This is a genomic window from Leisingera sp. CC-HEC096, from assembly GCF_059429235.1.
The window spans coordinates 1,041,084-1,058,080 of sequence record NZ_JCAIJS010000001.1 but is presented as its reverse complement, the minus strand read 5'-3'; the positions used below and the strand labels follow the sequence as shown (position 1 = coordinate 1,058,080).

At 63.0% G+C, this 16,997-nt stretch carries 15 protein-coding genes; 7 read left to right on the top strand and 8 right to left on the bottom strand.

Annotated elements, in window-relative coordinates; genetic code table 11:
• Window positions 1-38 precede the first annotated feature (38 nt).
• A complete protein-coding gene (locus AC5STI_RS05210) occupies window positions 39-1,754 on the bottom strand; it encodes an extracellular solute-binding protein (RefSeq protein ID WP_495445873.1) in 1,716 nt (571 codons plus the stop codon).
• A 427-nt stretch (window positions 1,755-2,181) separates the two neighbouring features.
• On the opposite strand from AC5STI_RS05210, the gene AC5STI_RS05205 reads away from it, so the two are divergent.
• Together AC5STI_RS05205 and AC5STI_RS05200 are read left to right on the top strand one after the other, a co-directional pair.
• Entirely contained in the window at window positions 2,182-2,955 is a 774-nt protein-coding gene (locus AC5STI_RS05205) for a 3-hydroxybutyrate dehydrogenase (protein WP_495445871.1), read from the top strand.
• A 99-nt stretch (window positions 2,956-3,054) separates the two neighbouring features.
• Window positions 3,055-4,083, top strand: coding sequence for a patatin-like phospholipase family protein (locus AC5STI_RS05200; protein ID WP_495445869.1), 1,029 nt, complete (start codon window positions 3,055-3,057; stop codon window positions 4,081-4,083).
• Here the strand turns inward: AC5STI_RS05200 and AC5STI_RS05195 are convergent.
• The 4 genes from AC5STI_RS05195 to AC5STI_RS05180 all read right to left on the bottom strand — a co-directional run bounded on the left by AC5STI_RS05195 (window position 4,080) and on the right by AC5STI_RS05180 (window position 7,547).
• Window positions 4,080-4,796: a DUF502 domain-containing protein gene (locus AC5STI_RS05195; RefSeq protein WP_475052243.1), complete on the bottom strand. Its 717-nt coding sequence runs from the start codon at window positions 4,794-4,796 to the stop codon at window positions 4,080-4,082. The genes AC5STI_RS05200 and AC5STI_RS05195 overlap by 4 nt on opposite strands.
• A gap of 80 nt (window positions 4,797-4,876) precedes the next feature.
• Window positions 4,877-5,791: a pseudouridine-5'-phosphate glycosidase gene (locus tag AC5STI_RS05190; RefSeq protein WP_495445867.1), complete on the bottom strand. Its 915-nt coding sequence runs from the start codon at window positions 5,789-5,791 to the stop codon at window positions 4,877-4,879.
• Window positions 5,788-6,696 carry a PfkB family carbohydrate kinase gene (locus tag AC5STI_RS05185; RefSeq protein WP_495445865.1) on the bottom strand — a complete coding sequence of 303 codons (909 nt, stop codon included), beginning with the start codon at window positions 6,694-6,696 and terminating at the stop codon, window positions 5,788-5,790. Before AC5STI_RS05185 ends, AC5STI_RS05190 begins: the two co-directional genes overlap by 4 nt.
• A 41-nt stretch (window positions 6,697-6,737) precedes the next feature.
• A complete protein-coding gene (locus AC5STI_RS05180) occupies window positions 6,738-7,547 on the bottom strand; it encodes a DUF4198 domain-containing protein (protein ID WP_495445863.1) in 810 nt (269 codons plus the stop codon).
• On the opposite strand from AC5STI_RS05180, the gene AC5STI_RS05175 reads away from it, so the two are divergent.
• Window positions 7,546-8,697 carry a HupE/UreJ family protein gene (locus tag AC5STI_RS05175; RefSeq protein WP_495445861.1) on the top strand — a complete coding sequence of 384 codons (1,152 nt, stop codon included), beginning with the start codon at window positions 7,546-7,548 and terminating at the stop codon, window positions 8,695-8,697. The genes AC5STI_RS05180 and AC5STI_RS05175 overlap by 2 nt on opposite strands.
• A 37-nt stretch (window positions 8,698-8,734) precedes the next feature.
• Here the strand turns inward: AC5STI_RS05175 and AC5STI_RS05170 are convergent, their stop codons facing one another.
• Complete coding sequence (locus AC5STI_RS05170; protein WP_495445859.1) at window positions 8,735-9,367, bottom strand: thiamine phosphate synthase; 633 nt, start codon at window positions 9,365-9,367, stop codon at window positions 8,735-8,737.
• Between the two features lie 181 nt (window positions 9,368-9,548).
• On the opposite strand from AC5STI_RS05170, the gene AC5STI_RS05165 reads away from it, so the two are divergent.
• The 3 genes from AC5STI_RS05165 to AC5STI_RS05155 are packed head-to-tail and all read left to right on the top strand — an operon-like array spanning window position 9,549 to window position 12,980.
• Window positions 9,549-10,301 (top strand): RNA methyltransferase, encoded by a 753-nt coding sequence (locus AC5STI_RS05165; RefSeq protein ID WP_495445857.1) that lies wholly within the window; start codon window positions 9,549-9,551, stop codon window positions 10,299-10,301.
• Window positions 10,302-10,361: 60 nt separating this feature from the next.
• Window positions 10,362-11,507, top strand: a complete 1,146-nt coding sequence (ctaA, locus tag AC5STI_RS05160; RefSeq protein ID WP_495445855.1) for a heme A synthase — start codon at window positions 10,362-10,364, stop codon at window positions 11,505-11,507.
• 3 nt (window positions 11,508-11,510) lie between these two features.
• Window positions 11,511-12,980 carry a carboxypeptidase M32 gene (locus AC5STI_RS05155; RefSeq protein WP_495445853.1) on the top strand — a complete coding sequence of 490 codons (1,470 nt, stop codon included), beginning with the start codon at window positions 11,511-11,513 and terminating at the stop codon, window positions 12,978-12,980.
• Window positions 12,981-13,172: 192 nt separating this feature from the next.
• On the opposite strand, the gene AC5STI_RS05150 is transcribed toward AC5STI_RS05155, so the two are convergent.
• Together AC5STI_RS05150 and gyrA are read right to left on the bottom strand one after the other, a co-directional pair.
• The gene (locus tag AC5STI_RS05150) at window positions 13,173-13,523 is read right to left on the bottom strand and encodes a DUF6614 family protein (RefSeq protein WP_495445851.1); all 351 of its coding nucleotides are present in this window, start codon (window positions 13,521-13,523) and stop codon (window positions 13,173-13,175) included.
• A gap of 127 nt (window positions 13,524-13,650) precedes the next feature.
• Entirely contained in the window at window positions 13,651-16,359 is a 2,709-nt protein-coding gene (gene gyrA, locus AC5STI_RS05145) for a DNA gyrase subunit A (protein WP_475053142.1), read from the bottom strand.
• A gap of 224 nt (window positions 16,360-16,583) precedes the next feature.
• Here gyrA and AC5STI_RS05140 point away from each other — a divergent pair, with 224 nt between their 5' ends.
• Entirely contained in the window at window positions 16,584-16,853 is a 270-nt protein-coding gene (locus AC5STI_RS05140; RefSeq protein WP_475052227.1) for an usg protein, read from the top strand.
• Window positions 16,854-16,997: the final 144 nt, after the last annotated feature.

Here is a 16,997-nt window from a genome sequence, read left to right as displayed (position 1 = left end):
AACTCAGTTCGCGGCTATCGGCCCACAGCGTCAGGCCGTCAATCGGCCTCGTACCACCAGACATCTGGCATGAAGCCGGTGCGGTCGCCGTAGATCGGGAGCTTATCCGGGTAGCGCATTTCCTTGATGTGGGCGATCCGCCCGGCATCGTATGTCCAGAACGGGATCACGTATCGCCCCGCGGTCAGCACCCGGTCCAGCGCCCGCACGGCGGCGGTGAAATCCCCAGGCTCCTTGGCGGTCAGCATCGCGCCGATCATCGCTTCGGCAGCGGGGCTGTCCATCCCCATCAGGTTTCGGCTGCCGGGCTGGGAAACCCCGTCGCTGCCCCAATAGTAGCGCTGCTCGTTGCCGGGGCTCAGCGACAGTTCCCGGCGGTAGCGGGTGAGGTCGAAGTCATAGGCGTTTTCGCGCTCCACATATTGCGCGTTGTCGACAGTTTCGGCGGTGAGGGTTATGCCCAGACGCTCCAGCGCCCGGGCGTAGATTTCCGTCACCGTCTTCATCTCGCCGTCGCCCTGGCGGATCAGCACGGTGAGGTCCAGCGCTTGACCTTCACTATTGCGCAGCACGCCGCCGGTGACGGTCCAGCCTGCGTCTTCCAGCAATTTCATCGCCTTGCGCAGGTTGCCGCGGTTGCGCTTGCTGCCGTCGCCCTGGGGCAGGGTATAGCCGTCCAGCGTGCCGGGCAGCAGGCTGTCCGCAAACGGCTCCAGCAGCGCGCGCACCTTGCCGCTGGCCGCCCCCGGCTGCAGTCCCAGTGCCGAGCCGGAGAAATAGGAGGTGATGCGCGGCTGCACGCCGCCGGTCACGGTGCCGTTGATGTATTCGAAGTTGAATGCCAGCAGCAGCGCTTCGCGCACGCGCCAATCATCCAGCGGCGCACGGCGCGTATTCATCACCAGTCCGGTCATACCGGAAGGGCGCTGGTGCGGGATTTCGCTTTTGACCACATCGCCGCGGGTGACGGCCGGGAAGTTGTAGACACTGTCCCACTTGTCGGCATTGAATTCGCGCACCGCGCTCAGCTCGCCCGCCTTGAAAGCCTCGAACAGCACGGTTTCGTCGCCGAAGAAGTCGATGCGCATCTCGTCAAAATTCTGCGTGCCGCGCTGCAGGGGCAGATCCTTGCCCCAATAGTCCGGATTGCGGCGCAGGGTAACGTAGCGGCCCGGCTCATAGGCGCTGACCACATAAGCCCCGGTGCCGATGGGTGCGCCCTCGACGGTGCCGCTGGCAAAATCCTTGCCCTCCCACTGCGCCTTTTTCAGGATCGGGCGCATGCCGGCGATCAGGGCCAGCTCGCGGTCCTCGGTGTTGAAGGTCAGGCGCACGCTGCGCGGGCCGGTCTGTTCGATCCGCTCCACCTTGGCCCAGAATCCGCGGTAACGGGGATGCCCTTGGGTGCCGAGCGTTTCATAGGACCAGATCACATCCTCGATGGTGACCGGGCTGCCGTCGGAGAATCGCGCCTCTTCCCGCAGGGTGAATTCCACCCAGGAGCGGTCCTCCGGCACCTCAATCGATTCGGCCAGGAGGCCGTACAGGGTGAAAGGTTCGTCCCACGAGCGGCCCATCAGGCTTTCGTATCCCCAGAACCTCAGCTGCCAGGGAGAGGTCCCTTTCAGGGTGAACGGGTTCAGAGAGTCAAAGCCGCCGGTGTTGCCAAAGACCACCTTGCCGCCCTTGGGGGCATCGGGGTTGGCGTAGGGCAAAGACACAAAATCCGGTGGCAGGGCGGGGTCCCCGTACATAGCTATGCCATGCGCCGATTCTGCCTGCGCGGAATTCGCGGCAAATGCCAAGGTGATTCCAGCCAGTGCCGTGCGAAGATTCAGGAAATTTTCTTTTCGCAGTTTCACAACAATCCCGCTCTGCCCTTATTTTCTTGCCTCTGCACGCTACGTGCGCTTTTTCGTCTTTTCAAACTTTTAGCTTGGACGAAAGCCGGAAATTGCTTATAAAGAGATCACTGCTCGATAGGTTTCTTGCCTGTATGAAACCTGCCTCAATAACTAACGCCCGCCTTGTGCGGGCGTTTTTTTCTGGGGTGGTTCCCTTCCGTTTTTACCGCAAATGCCCCTGCGTTCCGCCGGGGCTCTGCGTCGTCTTACGCGTTCCCTTTGCATCTGCAGCATGGCACAGTGGCGCCAGTTTCATTGAGCCAAAGCGGAGAAGCTGATGTCCTTGCAAGGGAAGACTGCCGTCATCACCGGATCGAATTCAGGCATTGGCCTGGGGGTTGCACGCGAACTGGCGCGGGCAGGGGCCAATGTGGTGCTGAACTCCTTCACCGACCGGGAGGAAGACCACGCGCTGGCGGAAGAGCTGGCCAATGAGTTCGGCGTCCAGGCACAGTACGTCCAAGCCGATATGTCCAAGGGTGCCGACTGCCGGGCGCTGATCGAAAAGGCGGGGGCCTGCGATATCCTGGTGAACAATGCAGGCATTCAGCATGTCGCGCCGATCGACGAATTTCCGCAGGACAAGTGGGATGCGATCATCGCCATCAACATGAACTCGAACTTCCACACCATGGCGGCGGCCCTGCCCATGATGCGCGCCGCGGGCTGGGGGCGGATCGTCAACATCGCCTCTGCGCACGGACTGACGGCCTCGCCCTACAAAGCGGCCTATGTGGCAGCCAAGCATGGAGTCGTGGGCATGACCAAGACGGTGGCTCTGGAAACCGCCGAAGAGCCGATCACCTGCAATGCGATCTGCCCGGGCTATGTGCTGACGCCGCTGGTGGAGGCGCAGATCCCGGACACCATGGAGAAATACAGCATGGGCCGGGAAGAGGTGATCAAGAAGGTGATGCTGGAGCGCCAGCCGAGCCGCGAGTTCGCCACTGTCGAGCAGCTGGGCGGCACTGCTGTGTTCCTGTGCTCGGACGCGGCGGCGCAGATCACCGGCACCGCGATCAGCGTCGACGGCGGCTGGACCGCGCTGTAACCGCACTATGAGGAGGCGAGAGGGGGCCAGCCCCCTCTTGGCCTGGCGGCCAATTCAACCCCGGGATATTTTCAGCCAGATGAAGAGGCGGATCAGGGTATGACTGTTAAGATCAATCTGGCCCTGCAGGGCGGCGGCGCGCATGGAGCCTTCACCTGGGGTGTGCTGGACCGTCTGCTGGAGGATGAAGGAGTAGAGGTGGCCGGGATTACCGGCACATCGGCCGGTGCGCTTAATGGGGCTGCCTTCAAGTCCGGCATGGTGCAGGGCGGGCGGCAGGGCGCCAAGGCGGCGCTGGACGGTCTGTGGCAGCGCATGGGGGCCGTGGGGGATATGAGGTTCACCCATTGGCTGACGCGGTTCGATGCGGTGGCCTGGGCCGGGGCCTTGGAAGCCGTTATGCCTTTCACGCCGATGGAGGCGGTGAGCCAGGTGATCTCCCCTTATCACTATGGCCCGTTCTATGAGAACCCGCTGCGCGAGGTGGTGGAGAAGTTCCGGTTCGAGGACGTATGCGCAGGCGCCGGTCCGGAGCTGTTCGTTTGCGCGACCTGCGTTCGGACAGGCAAGATCCGCATCTTTGAAGGGCAGGAGATCAGCACGGATGCAATTCTTGCCTCCGCCTGCCTGCCGGACATGTTCCAGGCCGTGGAGATCGAAGACCCGGACACCGGCCGGATTGAGGCCTATTGGGACGGCGGCTATACCGGCAATCCGGCCTTGTTTCCGCTGTTCAAGGAACCGCTGCCGGGGGATGTGGTGATCGTGAACATCAACCCGCTGGAGCGTGAGGAAATCCCCAAGACGCCGCAGCAGATCCGCAACCGGGTGAATGAGATCAGCTTCAACTCATCGCTGCTGCGGGAACTCAGGGCGGTCCACTTTGTGCAGCGGCTGCTGGCGGATGGCACGCTTCAGCCGGGGCGGATGAAGCAGGTTCGCGTGCACATGATTGCGGATGACGCCCTGATGACGAAGCTGTCCGTTACCACCAAGCTGATCCCGGTGCCGCAGATCCTGGCAAGGCTCAAAAAGGCAGGCCGGGAGGCGGCAGAGGGTTTCCTGACTCAGCACCGGGAAAATCTCGGGGTTCGGTCTTCAGCCGATTTGCCCGCGATGTTCGGCTAGGCGTTTTCTTTCTCGAGCGCCTTGGTCTTTTTGCCGTTCTCCACCGGTTTCGACGGGTCCTTGGGGTTCGGATAAACCAGGCCCGCCGAGATCACCAGCTTGGCGGAATCCTCCACCGACATGTCCAGCTCGATCACGTCTTCCTCGGGCACAAACAGCAGGAAGCCCGAAGTGGGGTTCGGCGTGGTCGGGAGGAAGACGCTCACCAGCCCGCCGCTGGTTTCCGCCCGCTTGGCAATCTCACCCTTTGCGGTGGTCGAGATGAAGCCGATCGCCCAGATACCCTTGCGCGGGTATTGCACCAGGCATGCCTTTTCAAAACTGCGTTCCGATTGGGCAAAGACGGTCTCGGAGATCTGCTTGATGCCGGAATAGACTGTGCGCACCACCGGCATCCGGTCCACCAGGCTTTCGGCAAAGCTGATCAGCGAGCGGCCCAGGATGCCCTTGGCGATCCAGCCTACGACAATTGTGAACAGCAGGAAGATGATCAGCCCGACGCCGCGCAGGTTGATGCCGATGTACTGTTCGGGCCGGAACGTGTGCGGAACCAGCGGCAGCACCACGCTGTCGATCCAGCCCATCACCGACCACAACAGCCAAATGGTGAGCCCCACCGGCGCGATCACGACGATGCCGGTAAAGAAGGAGGCGCGCAGGCTTGCGAACAGGCCCTTGCGGCGGTGAGGTTCTTCGTCGAATGGCGTGGTCATAGATCAGTTTTCCAGGAATTCCGGGTGGAACCTAGGCACTGTTTTGGGGCGGAGCAATGGTTTCCGCCCCAAAAATCAACTCACTGTGCGATATTGTTGAGTTCCTGTGCAATCTTTGCCGCCAGCCGGGCATTGTTTCGAACCAATGCGATGTTCGCGGTCAGCGAACGGCCCTCTGTCAGTTCGAAGATGCGGCTGAGCAGGAAAGGTGTCACGTCCTTGCCGGCGATGCCCTGGGCGTCGGCCTCGGACTGGGCCTGCGCGATGACGGGGGCCAGGTCTTCTGCCGCAATCTGGGCGTCCGCCGGGATCGGGTTGGCAACCAGCTGGCCGCCGGGCAGGCCCATCGCCTGCCGGGTGGCGTGGGCGCGGGCGATCTGCGCCGGGTCATCCATGCGCAGCGGCGCCTTCAGGTCCGACTGGGCCGACCAGAAAGCCGGGAAGCTGTCCTGCCCGTAGGCAATGACCGGAACGCCCTGGGTTTCCAGCACTTCCAGGGTTTTGGGCAGGTCGAGGATCGCCTTGGCGCCTGCGGCCACAACGGTAACCGGGGTCTGTGCCAGCTCCATCAGGTCGGCGGAAATGTCGAAAGTGGTTTCAGCGCCTTTGTGAACGCCGCCGATGCCACCCGTGGCAAAAACGGAGATGCCAGCCAGCCGCGCCGCGATCATGGTGGCCGCCACAGTGGTCGCTCCAGTGCCGCCGGTGGCGATGCACGCGGGCATGTCTGCGCGGGAAATCTTGGCGACGCCTTTCGCCTGGCCCAGCGCTTGCAGCTGATCGGGCTCCAGACCCACGTGCAGCACGCCCGCGATCACCGCCATGGTGGCGGGGACGGCGCCGGCATCGCGGATGTCCTGCTCCACCTGCGCCGCGACCTCGACGTTCTGCGGGTATGGCATGCCGTGGGTGATGATGGTGCTCTCCAGCGCAACAATGGCACGGCCTTCGGCCTTGGCAGCCTGGACCTCGGACGAATACTGAATGTCGATCACAGCGGGGGTTCTCCTGAAACGTAGGTTGCCGCAGCCTTTAGGGCTGAGGCCAATGCGGTCTTACGGTCTTCGCCCCGTGCCTCGGCAACGATATGGGCGGCCATGAAGGTATCGCCTGCACCGGTCACCCGGGCGACTGTCACGCGGGGCGGGTGCAGGGTAATGGTGCCCTTGGCATCCGCCACGGTGGCAGAGGAGCCGCCATCGGTGACCAGAACCCGTGCTGCGCCACGGTCCAGCATCGCCTTGGCTGCGGTTTCGCTGTCAGTGAACTCTGCCTGGCACAGGATGCCGGACTCTTCGAGGTTCACATAGAGCGTGCCGCGGGTGCGGGTCAGAAACGGGCGCAACCGTTCCGCTTTGCCCGGTGAGGCCGGCGCGACGCGCAGGTCGGCCTTGGCAAAGGCAGGACTCGCGACGATGTCATCAAGCAGCGACAGTGTGAGGTTACCGTCCAGCGCCACCTGGCCCTCATAGGGCGCGGCCTCGGTGCCGAGCGAGCCGTCAGACAGCGGGCGCAGGATCTTGTCACCGGCGGCTTCCAGCGAATGGGCGTCGGCAATGGCGGCGATCAGCCCGTTGGCGCCCTCCACCGCCATGTAGCGGTCGGTGGGCAGGTCCTCGGAGCGGTAGATATGGTCGGTGATCAGCCCGAAATGGCCGCAGGCATGGATCAGCTCGTCGCCTTCGGGGTCGCGGCCAACGGCGGTCAGCAGCGCGGGCTGGACGCCGAACCGTGACAGCGTCATGGCAATGTTCATGGCAACCCCGCCAGGAAGGCGGGTAATACGGCCGGGCATATCCGAGCCGCGCTGCATTTCCGTGGTGCAGCGGCCGATGATGTCCCAAAGGACCGACCCGATGCACAGAATGGCGGGGGGCTGTGTGGCAGAGGCTTGTGTCATATTGACCTATTGCCGCCTTTGGCAGGCCTCTGCAAGCGGCTTCACCGGGGCGGCACCGCAAAGGTCAGGGCGGCCCAATGGCTTTCCCATACGTAACCTTTACCGCCGGGCGCCGGGCGCAGGACAACAGCGTCCAGCAGGTATTGATGCCCCGGCATCACAGCGACAGCGGTTTCGCCCTGCGCATCTGTCCGCTGGGTGCTGACGGTAACGCTGCCATCCGGGGCCTTGGCAAATACCTCGACCTGGGCTTGCGGCCTCGGCTCTCCCTGATAGAGCACCCGGACAGGCAGCCCGTTGGACAGATCATCGGTATAGGGATTGGCCAGGGCAACGATTTCTGCCTCCAGCCCGGTGGCGGCATCTGATCCTCTGCCTGTCCGGACCGCTACCAGAGATTTTGCGTAGCGGGTGTATTGTTCGCGAAAGCCCGCGTCCGGCAGCCCGCGCTCCAGATGCTGCGTGCGGATATCGCCAAACGCTTTGTGGTCGATGAAGGCCTGAAACTCTTCCCAGGTGTCATATGTCAGGGTTTGCGGCTGCGTCTGATGGATGAGCACGGCGAGGCCGTCTTGCGGCATGTCCTGTGTAAATGCCGGCATATCCCCCATCCGGCCATGGTAGGGATGGGTGTCTGTGCCCTGCATCACCTCGAACCGGGCGATCCGGTGATCAAGATAGGGTTGCTCAGCGCCCTTGAACTCCTGACCGTTGCGCAGCCGCGCCACCAAAGGTTCGCCGGATTCCACTTGATATTTCTCCGGCTCAATCCAAAACTCGTGGGATAATACCGGTGCGGCCCCATAGGCTAGTCCGGCACAGATAATTGAGCAGAACAGGCGGTATTGCATGGAAATGTCCTTGGCTGTCGGTCGCGGCTTAAAGAGGCCGCGGATCATATTTGCGCTGCTGTTCTGCTGGGTTGCAATAGCCGCCGCAAGTGTCCGCGCCCATGAGGTCACTCCGGCGATAGCCGATTTCCGGGTGGAGGACGGCCGGATTTCCTTGGAGCTTAGGCTGAACGTCGAGGCATTTGTTGCCGGGATAAATCTGGACGGGCTTGAGGATACCAACCAGACGGCACAGGCCGACGATTATGACGAGTTGCGCGCGCTGGGCGCGGAGGAGCTGGAACCAATGGTGCAGCTCTTTGCCGAGGAGTGGCTTGAGACCTTTTCCGTTCAAGCGCCAGACCGGATCGGCCTCAGCCTGTCCCGGATCACCATTCCGGAGGTCGGTGACGCCAGCCTGCCGCGCGCCTCCTATCTTGTGTTTGACGGTGAGATCCCGCCCGAGGCCCGCAGCCTGCGCATTGCCTGGCCCGCGGGTTCGGGCGGAGTGGTGCTGCGCCAGAACGGGGTAGCGGAGCCCTATACCGGATATCTGCAGGGGGGAGAGACCTCGCCGCCGATCCCGCTGAGCGGAGGTGCGGCCAAGACACCGGTCGAGGCTTTCATGGAATACATCCCCGTCGGCTTTACTCACATCCTGCCCAAGGGGCTGGATCATATCCTGTTTGTGCTGGGCCTGTTCTTCCTCAGCCCGCGGGTGAAACCGCTGCTGCTGCAAGTGAGCGTGTTCACCGTCGCCCATACTATCACCCTGGCGCTGGGCGCGCTGGGCATGGTTTCCGTCAGCGCCGCCATCGTCGAGCCGCTGATTGCCCTGTCGATTGTCTTTGTCGCGGTCGAGAACATCTTTGCCCGCAAGCTGCACAGCTGGCGCACATTCGTGATCTTCGGCTTCGGACTGCTGCACGGGTTGGGCTTTGCCTCCGTGCTGGGGGCATTCGGACTGCCGCAAAACCAGTTTCTGCCTGCGCTGATCGGCTTCAACGTGGGGGTGGAGCTGGGCCAGCTGGCAGTAATCGCCGCAGCCTACCTGGGCGTGCGCCTGTGGTTCGGGCGGCACCCGAAATACCGCGGCCGGGTGGCGATCCCGGCCTCAGTCACCATCGCGATGATTGGTGGTTACTGGTTCGTCGAGCGGGTGTTCCTGTGATCACCCGCCAAAGGCTCAGCCCAGGCAGCGGGGCTGGTTAGCCCATCGCCCGCATCAGGGTCTTGAGTGCCGCAAGCGGGTCCTCTGCGTGCCAGATCTCGTCACCGATGCCAAAGAAATCGGTATGAGGGGCGATGCCGCGCACCAGATCCTCGGTCAGCCCGCCTTCTGCCACAACCGGAACCTCGATCATCTTCGACCACCATTCGAACAGATCGGCCTCTGCCCGCGCACCGTCGCCCAGGCCGGAGGTTCCTACGGGGCCAAAGCTCACGTAATCCGCGCCCGCCTCGCCGGCCACCATGCCGTCGTGCTGCGACGCGCCGCAGAAGCAGCCGACGATTGCATCCGGCCCCAGAGCCTTGCGCGCCGTGCGCACGGACTTGGAGGCGTCCGTCAGATGCACGCCATCCAGCCCCAGCCGTTCCGCCAGGATCTGATGGTCCGAGATCACCAGAGCCACATCCCGCTCCATAGTGACTTCGCGCAGCGCGTCGCCCGCACGGCTCAGCGTGTCCTGATCGCGGCTGGCCAGATCCAGGCGCACGCAGGCCACGTCGACCTCATCCAGGACCCGCGCCAGCAGGCCGGGGAATTTGCCCAGCTCGAAACTCGGCGGGGAGATCAGGTAGATCTGCGGCTGCTCCGGTGCGTCAGCAGGGCTTCCCATAATGGTGCTCCATTGTTCAGGCGATTGGACGGTGTTTACCGTATTTGCTGCGGGACGCAAGGATTTGCGCTCTGGTACGGGCCAGGAAAAACGGCCTGCGCGGGTGCCGGACCTTGCCCCCGGCGCGCACGGGGATTACAGCACTACCGATTTAACGCGCAACAGACGGATGCCTGCAGCCATGCCGACCGACACCCCTCAGCCCGCCTTTGTCCTTGTCCGCCCGCAGATGGGCGAGAATATCGGTGCCGCCGCGCGGGCGATGTGGAATTTCGGGCTCGACCGGATGCGCATTGTGGCGCCGCGTGACGGCTGGCCGAACCCCAAGGCGGTGGCAATGTCCTCGGGCGCGGGCCGCCTGCTGGACGAGGCGCAGCTGTGTGCGGACGTGCCGGAGGCGCTGGGCGACTGCACCTATGTCTTCGCCACCACCGCCCGCCAGCGCGGGTTGACCAAGCCGGTCTACAGCCCGGAACGCGCCATGCAGATCGCAGCGGAGAAGATCGCAGCGGGCGAGAAGGTCGCGGTGATGTTCGGCCCTGAGCGTGCCGGTCTGGAGAACGAGGATATCGCCAAGGCCAACGCCATTATCTCTGTGCCGGTGAACCCGCTTTACGCCTCGCTGAACCTGGGCCAATGCGTGCTGCTCACTGGCTATGAATGGATGCGCCAGTCCGGCGATGTGGTGCATGAGACCACCGATCTGGGCCGCAAGGGCGACTGGGCGACCGGCATTGAGGTCGAGAAGCTGGTGGAGCACTACGAAGAGCGGCTGGACGACGCGGGCTTCTTCTATCCGCCGGAAAAGGCCGAGGGCATGAAGACCAACCTGCGCAACCTGTGGTCCCGGATGCGGATGACCCGCTCCGACGTGCAGATGCTGCACGGGATCATGCGGCAGATGGTCCGCTGGAAAGAGCGGGGCGGCGAATAAGCCGCTCTGGACCAATTCCGAAACCGCCCCTAGCTTGGCAGCACAGACAAAGAGGCAAGCATGAGCAAGCGCAGCATTTTCGAAGAGGTCGAGGGCGAGAAGAAAGACGCGCCCGCGGTGCAGCCGGGGCTGATCGACCGCGGCCGTGGCGGCGCCCGCAAGGCGATCCGCGCCTGGCTGATGGTTCTGTTTGGCCTGGTGGTTGCGATGATCGTGGTAGGCGGGCTGACGCGCCTGACTGACAGCGGTCTGTCGATCACCGAATGGCGCCCCGTGACCGGGGCCATCCCGCCGATGTCCGAGGCGGAATGGCAGTCGGAGTTCGACAAATACAAGGAAATCGATCAGTGGCGCATCCAGAACCAATGGATGGAACTGTCTGATTTCAAAGAGATCTATTGGTGGGAATGGGGCCACCGCCAGCTGGGCCGGTTCATTGGCGTGGTTTGGGCTGTTGGCTTCCTCGGCTTCCTGGCCGCGCGCAAGATTCCGGCGGGCTGGACCGGCCGGCTTCTGCTGCCCGGTGTCCTCGGCGGCGTGCAGGGCGCTATCGGCTGGTGGATGGTCGCCTCTGGCGTGACCCAGGGCGAGGGGATGACCGCCGTGGCCTCTTACCGGCTGGCGGTGCATCTGGGGCTCGCGTTCGTAATCCTCGGCTTTATCGCCTGGTACGTGCTTATGCTCGGCCGCGAGGAGCGCGAACTGATGCAGGCGCGCCGGGCCAAGGAGGCAAAGCTGTTCAGCCTGTCCACCGGCCTGATGCATTTCGCCTTCCTGCAGATCCTGCTTGGCGCGCTGGTGGCGGGGATTGATGCGGGCCGCTCCTACACTGACTGGCCGCTGATGGGCGGGCAGGTGATCCCGCCGAACCCCTTCATGATTGAGCCGGTCTGGAAGAACTTCTTTGAAAACCCCGGGCTGGTGCAGTTCATCCACCGGGTGGCGGGCTATTTGCTGTTTGCCTTTGCCGTGGTGGCCTGGCTGCGCGGGCGCGGCTCTGCCCATGCACGCACCCGTTTTGCCTTTAACGCCGTTTTTGCGACGCTGTCGGTGCAGGTGCTGCTGGGGATCATCACCGTGGTTTACGCCGCGCCGCTGCACGCCGCGATCACGCATCAGCTGGTGGCAATCGGCGTCTGGGTGCTGATCCTGCGCGCCCGTTTCCTGTCTGCCTATCCCATTGCAACCTCGATCAAGGATCACTGACGCATGAGCGCATTTGACGAACTGATGGCCTTCCAGCGCGAAACCCAGGCGCTGGGGCAGATTGCGGGCCGTCTGGGCTGGGATCAGGAAACCATGATGCCGCGCGGAGCGGCGCCGCAGCGGGGCGAGGAAATGGCCGCGATCGAAGCGGTGCTGCATGCCCGCCGGTCCGACCCGCGGGTGGCGGAGTGGCTGGAGCAGGCCGAAGCGCCGGATGAGGCCGGTGCCGCCCAGCTGCGCGAGATCCGCCGCAGCTATGAACGCACCGTCAAGGTGCCCGCCGATCTGGCCAAGAAGATCGCCCAGGTCACGTCGGAGGCGCAGGGCAAATGGGCCGCCGCGCGGGCGGATGAGGATGTCGCGGCTTTCCTGCCGGTATTGGAGGAAGTTGTCGCCCTGAAGCGCGAGGAGGGCCAGGCGCTGGCAGCGGGCGGCGACGTCTATGACGCCATGGTCGAGGACTACGAGCACGGCATGACCGGCGCCGGGATCGCGGAGATCTTTGACGCCATGCGCCCGGGGCTTGTGGAGCTGCGCGCCAAGGTTCTGGACAAGCCCGCGCCAAAGGGCCTGCAAGGCACCTTCGACGAAGCCGCGCAGATGAAGCTCACCCGCAAGATTGCCAAGGTGTTCGGCTATGACATGGGGCACGGACGGGTCGACAAGGCGGTGCATCCGTTCAGCTCCGGCTCCGGCCTGGATGTTCGGATCACCACCCGGACCAGCGAGACAGATCCGTTCAACTGCTTCTATTCGACCATCCACGAGGTCGGCCACGGCGCCTATGAGCAGAACATCAGCCGTGATTACCTGCTGACCCCGCTGGGCAGCGGTGTGTCGATGGGGGTGCATGAAAGCCAAAGCCGGATCTATGAAAACCAGATCGGCCGCAGCCGCGCCTTTACCGGCTGGCTGTTTGAGGAGATGAAAACTGCCTTCGGCGATTTCGGGATCGCCGATGCGGACGCCTTTTATGCCGCCGTCAACGCAGTGCATAAAGGCTATATCCGGACAGAAGCGGATGAGCTGCAATACAACCTCCATATCATGCTGCGGTTCGGCCTGGAGCGCGCGCTGATGAGCGGCGATCTGGCGGTGACGGATCTGGAAGCGGCCTGGAACGACCGGTTCGAGGCGGATTTCGGGTATGCGGTGGACAAGCCGTCCAACGGCTGCCTGCAGGATGTGCATTGGTCGGTCGGGCTGTTCGGGTATTTCCCGACCTACAGCCTGGGCAATGTCTATGCCGGTTGCCTGTACCAGGCGCTGCGGCGGGATCTGCCCGGTCTCGATGCACAGCTGGCTGAGGGTGATACCTCAGGCGCTACGGCCTGGCTGAAGCAAAACCTGCAGCAGCATGGCGGTTTGCGCAGCCCGCGTGAGACCATTATCCATGCGGCTGGCATGGAGCCCGGACAAGAGCCGCTTTTGGCCTATCTGGAAGAGAAATTCGGTCTGCTTTACGATCTGTGAGTCTCATCCGCGCACGGCGGGATTGGGGTGACGGGGCGGCGGGAATTCAGCTGCCCCGGAAATGCCGTATTCATCCGGTATTCTCTAGCGCACGTGGGGACGTGTGGAAGAGAGTAAAATGATGCATACAGCCGTAGCCTACCTGATCTTTGCCAGCTTCGTGCTGGCACCAACCCTGATCTGAGGCCGTTCTCAGATCAACGCCATCCGTTCGGCCCGCTCCGGATCGGGGAAGGGCCGGTAGAGGCCGATTTCCGCCCTGGCGATCAGGGCGGTGACATTTGAATACAGCTTTTCCACTTCCTCGTCATGTTCACCCAGAACGCGGAAGGCTTGGTCGAGCTGGGTCATGTCACGAAATTCGATTTCGAGAAGAAAGTCCCGGCAATTGTCACTGGCCAAATTCAGCTTGCGCCGCAGCAGACGCCAGCCCACCACCACACCGCGTTCCTGCAGATAGCTTATCCATTGCTCAACCGCGCTGGAAAAGCTCAGGGCCTTGGCTTCGTGATGCAGGTCGATGGAGCAGTGATACAAGTTCATGGGGCATCCCCTTGCTGAGAAAACGGAACTTGACCGCAAGAATGCCCGAAACCCGTTAGGGGGCCGTTAACAAAGCGAACGCCGCCCCGGCAACGGGACGGCGTTCAGCGTTTCCAATGGGACGGGCTTATTCTTCGCCGCCGTCCTCTTCCTCGCCGTTTTCGGCGATCCAGGCGACGGATACCACTTCCTCACCCTTGCCGGTGTTGAACACCCGCACGCCGCCGGCCGAGCGCGAGCGGAAGGAGATGCCATCGACGGGCACCCGGATCGACTGACCCTTGGAGGTGGCCAGCATGATCTGGTCGTCCATCTCAACCGGGAAGGAAGCCACGATCTCACCGCCGCGCATCGCCTTGTCCATCGCGGTCACACCCATGCCGCCGCGGCCGCGCACCGGGTAGTCGTGCGAGGACGACAGCTTGCCCGAGCCGCCCGCGGTAATCGTCAGGATCAGGTTCTCCGCTGCCGACATCTCTGCATAGAGCTCGGTGGAGAAGTTCGGATCCTCGGGTGCATCCTCATCCGAAGCGTCGGCGTCGTCGGTCAGGCCGGCCATTGCCCGGCGCATCTTGAGGTAGGCCGTTCGCTGCTCCGGTGTGTACTTGGAGTGGCGGATGACGGACATCGAGACAACACTGTCCTCGCCGGTCAGCTTGATGCCGCGCACACCGGTGGACTCGCGCGAGTTGAACACCCGCACGTCCGTGGAGCGGAAGCGGATGGCGCGGCCTGAGTTGGTGAACAGCATCACATCGTCGTCTTCCGAGCAGATGCGCACGTTCACCAGTTTGACGGAGCCGTCTTCCGGCAGTTTCATCGCGATCTTGCCGTTGCGGCGGACGTTTGTGAAATCCGACAGCCGATTGCGGCGCACGTCCCCGCCGGAGGTCGCAAAAACCACCTGCAGGTTTTCCCATTCCTCATCCGGCACATCGACCGGCATGATGGCGGCGATGGACACGCCTGTCGGGATCGGCAGGATGTTCACAATCGCCTTGCCCTTGGAGGTGCGGCCGCCCTGCGGCAGGCGCCAGGTCTTGAGCTTGTAGACCATGCCGTCTGTGGTGAAGAACAACAGTTGGGTATGGGTGTTGGCCACGAAGAGGGTGGTGATCACATCCTCTTCCTTGGTTTGCATGCCCGACACGCCTTTGCCGCCGCGCTTCTGGGCGCGGAAATCGGCCAGCGGAGTGCGCTTGATGTAGCCGCCGGAGGTCACGGTCACCACCATGTCCTCGCGCTCTATCAGGTCCTCGTCCTCCATGTCGCCGGACCAGTCGACGATCTCGGTGCGGCGCGGCACGGCGAAGTTGTCGCGCACTTCGCGCAGCTCGTCGCCGATGATGCCCATGATGCGCTCGCGCGAGGACAGAATCTCAAGGTATTCCTTGATCTTGGCCGCCAGTTCTTCCAGCTCGTCGGTGACTTCCTTGACGCCGATCTGGGTCAGGCGCTGCAGGCGCAGTTCCAGGATGGCGCGGGCCTGGGTTTCGGACAGGTTATAGGTCCCGTCGTCGTTCATCTTGTGGGTCGGGTCGTCGATCAGGCGGATGTAGTCCGCGATGTCGGCGGCCGGCCAGCGCCGGGTCATCAGCTTTTCACGCGCTTCAGCCGCATCTGCCGAAGAGCGGATGGTGGCAACGATTTCATCAACGTTGGAGACCGCAACAGCCAAACCGCACAGGATGTGGCTGCGCTCACGCGCTTTGCGCAACAGGTGCGCGGTGCGGCGGGCGACAACGTCCTCACGGAAATCGATGAAGGAGGTCAGGAACTTGCGAAGCGTCAGCTGCTCCGGCCGGCCGCCGTTCAGCGCCAGCATGTTGCAGCCGAAGGAGGTCTGCATCGGGGTGAAGCGGAACAGCTGGTTCAGCACCACCTCGGGCGTTGCGTCCCGCTTTAGCTCGACCACCACACGCACGCCATTGCGGTCGGATTCGTCCTGCACATGCGCCACGCCCTCGATCCGCTTTTCGCGGACCTGCTCTGCAATCTTCTCGATCATCGCGGCCTTGTTCACCTGATAGGGGATCTCGTCCACGACAATGGCATAGCGGTCCTTGCGGATCTCCTCGACGCGGGTTTTCGAGCGGATGATCACGCTGCCGCGGCCCTCAAGATAGGCCTTGCGGGCACCGGAGCGGCCCAGCATCACACCGCCGGTCGGGAAGTCGGGGCCGGGGATGTACTCGATCAGCTGTTCGCTGGTCAGATCCGGGTCGTCGATCAGCGCAAGCGTTGCGTCGACCACTTCGCCCAGGTTGTGCGGCGGGATGTTGGTGGCCATGCCGACCGCGATACCGCCGGCGCCGTTGACCAGCATGTTCGGGAAGCGGGCCGGGAGCACGGTCGGCTCGCGGTCCTTGCCGTCGTAGTTGTCCTGGAAATCGACGGTTTCTTTTTCGATATCCGCCAGGATCGCCGCGGCGGGCTTGTCCATGCGGACCTCGGTGTAACGCATGGCCGCCGGGTTGTCGCCGTCCATCGAGCCGAAGTTGCCCTGGCCGTCCAGAAGCGGCAGCGACATCGAGAAGTCCTGCGCCATCCGCACCAGCGCGTCATAGATCGCGCTGTCGCCGTGCGGGTGGTATTTACCCATCACGTCGCCGACAGGGCGCGCCGACTTGCGGTAGGCCTTGTCGTGGGTGTTGCCGGATTCGTGCATCGCATAGAGAATGCGGCGGTGCACCGGTTTCAGGCCGTCCCGCAGGTCGGGAATTGCACGGCTGACGATGACCGACATCGCATAGTCGAGATACGAGTTGCGCATCTCGGCTTCGATGGAAACGGTCGGCCCGTCATAGGCCGGGCGTTCCGGCAGGTTTTCGTCCATGTTTTCAGGAGTTTCCGGCGTATCGCTCACGTTGGCTGCCCGCTCTTTCTTCTGGCTCTATATATTGTGTTCGCACCCTATCAGAGACCGTATATGGGGCGCAAGCACACAGCCCGGAATTGCCGGATTCCAGCCGTTCACGCGGTGGTAACGCACTGTTTTTGAGGAAATTAACCAATTGCACCCTAGCATCAACAGGAGGGGGTAAGAATTGGAGGCTAGAGATGGAGACCAGCGAAACCGAGCTGATGCTGAAAGGATACGGGCTGACCACGGCGGAATTCACCTACCGGATGCCCGATTACATCCATGTTCTGAATACGTTTGTCTGGCAGGAATACGATCTTGCGCCGGATCACCCGCGGCTGTTTGAGTTCATCGAATTCTGGCACCGGGAGATCGAGGGGCCCTTGCATTCAGTACGCTTTACCCACCGCAAGATGATCGGGCCGGGACAATGGCGTAATGTCGTTGGCGAGTTCCCGATCCACTAGGCCGGTCCTGTCCTGAAGGAGGCTGGCGGCTTTGGGGCGCAGGGAAGTTCCTTTGATATTGCGGGAACCAAACGGCGGCCTTACTCCTATGCGTGTTAAGTTCTCTGGTGCAGTGCGGCGGATTCGGGCGGCACCAGACAATTG

Excerpts from the sequence above, each read along its gene's own strand:
- AC5STI_RS05210 (WP_495445873.1), bottom strand. The coding sequence starts at position 1,754 with ATGTACGGGGACCCCGCCCTGCCACCGGATTTTGTGTCTTTGCCCTAC.
- AC5STI_RS05205 (WP_495445871.1), top strand. The coding sequence starts at position 2,182 with ATGTCCTTGCAAGGGAAGACTGCCGTCATCACCGGATCGAATTCAGGC.
- AC5STI_RS05200 (WP_495445869.1), top strand. The coding sequence starts at position 3,055 with ATGACTGTTAAGATCAATCTGGCCCTGCAGGGCGGCGGCGCGCATGGA.
- AC5STI_RS05195 (WP_475052243.1), bottom strand. The coding sequence starts at position 4,796 with ATGACCACGCCATTCGACGAAGAACCTCACCGCCGCAAGGGCCTGTTC.
- AC5STI_RS05185 (WP_495445865.1), bottom strand. The coding sequence starts at position 6,696 with ATGACACAAGCCTCTGCCACACAGCCCCCCGCCATTCTGTGCATCGGG.
- AC5STI_RS05175 (WP_495445861.1), top strand. The coding sequence starts at position 7,546 with ATGGAAATGTCCTTGGCTGTCGGTCGCGGCTTAAAGAGGCCGCGGATC.
- AC5STI_RS05180 (WP_495445863.1), bottom strand. The coding sequence starts at position 7,547 with ATGCAATACCGCCTGTTCTGCTCAATTATCTGTGCCGGACTAGCCTAT.
- AC5STI_RS05170 (WP_495445859.1), bottom strand. The coding sequence starts at position 9,367 with ATGGGAAGCCCTGCTGACGCACCGGAGCAGCCGCAGATCTACCTGATC.
- AC5STI_RS05165 (WP_495445857.1), top strand. The coding sequence starts at position 9,549 with ATGCCGACCGACACCCCTCAGCCCGCCTTTGTCCTTGTCCGCCCGCAG.
- ctaA (WP_495445855.1), top strand. The coding sequence starts at position 10,362 with ATGAGCAAGCGCAGCATTTTCGAAGAGGTCGAGGGCGAGAAGAAAGAC.
- AC5STI_RS05155 (WP_495445853.1), top strand. The coding sequence starts at position 11,511 with ATGAGCGCATTTGACGAACTGATGGCCTTCCAGCGCGAAACCCAGGCG.
- AC5STI_RS05150 (WP_495445851.1), bottom strand. The coding sequence starts at position 13,523 with ATGAACTTGTATCACTGCTCCATCGACCTGCATCACGAAGCCAAGGCC.
- gyrA (WP_475053142.1), bottom strand. The coding sequence starts at position 16,359 with ATGGACGAAAACCTGCCGGAACGCCCGGCCTATGACGGGCCGACCGTT.
- AC5STI_RS05140 (WP_475052227.1), top strand. The coding sequence starts at position 16,584 with ATGGAGACCAGCGAAACCGAGCTGATGCTGAAAGGATACGGGCTGACC.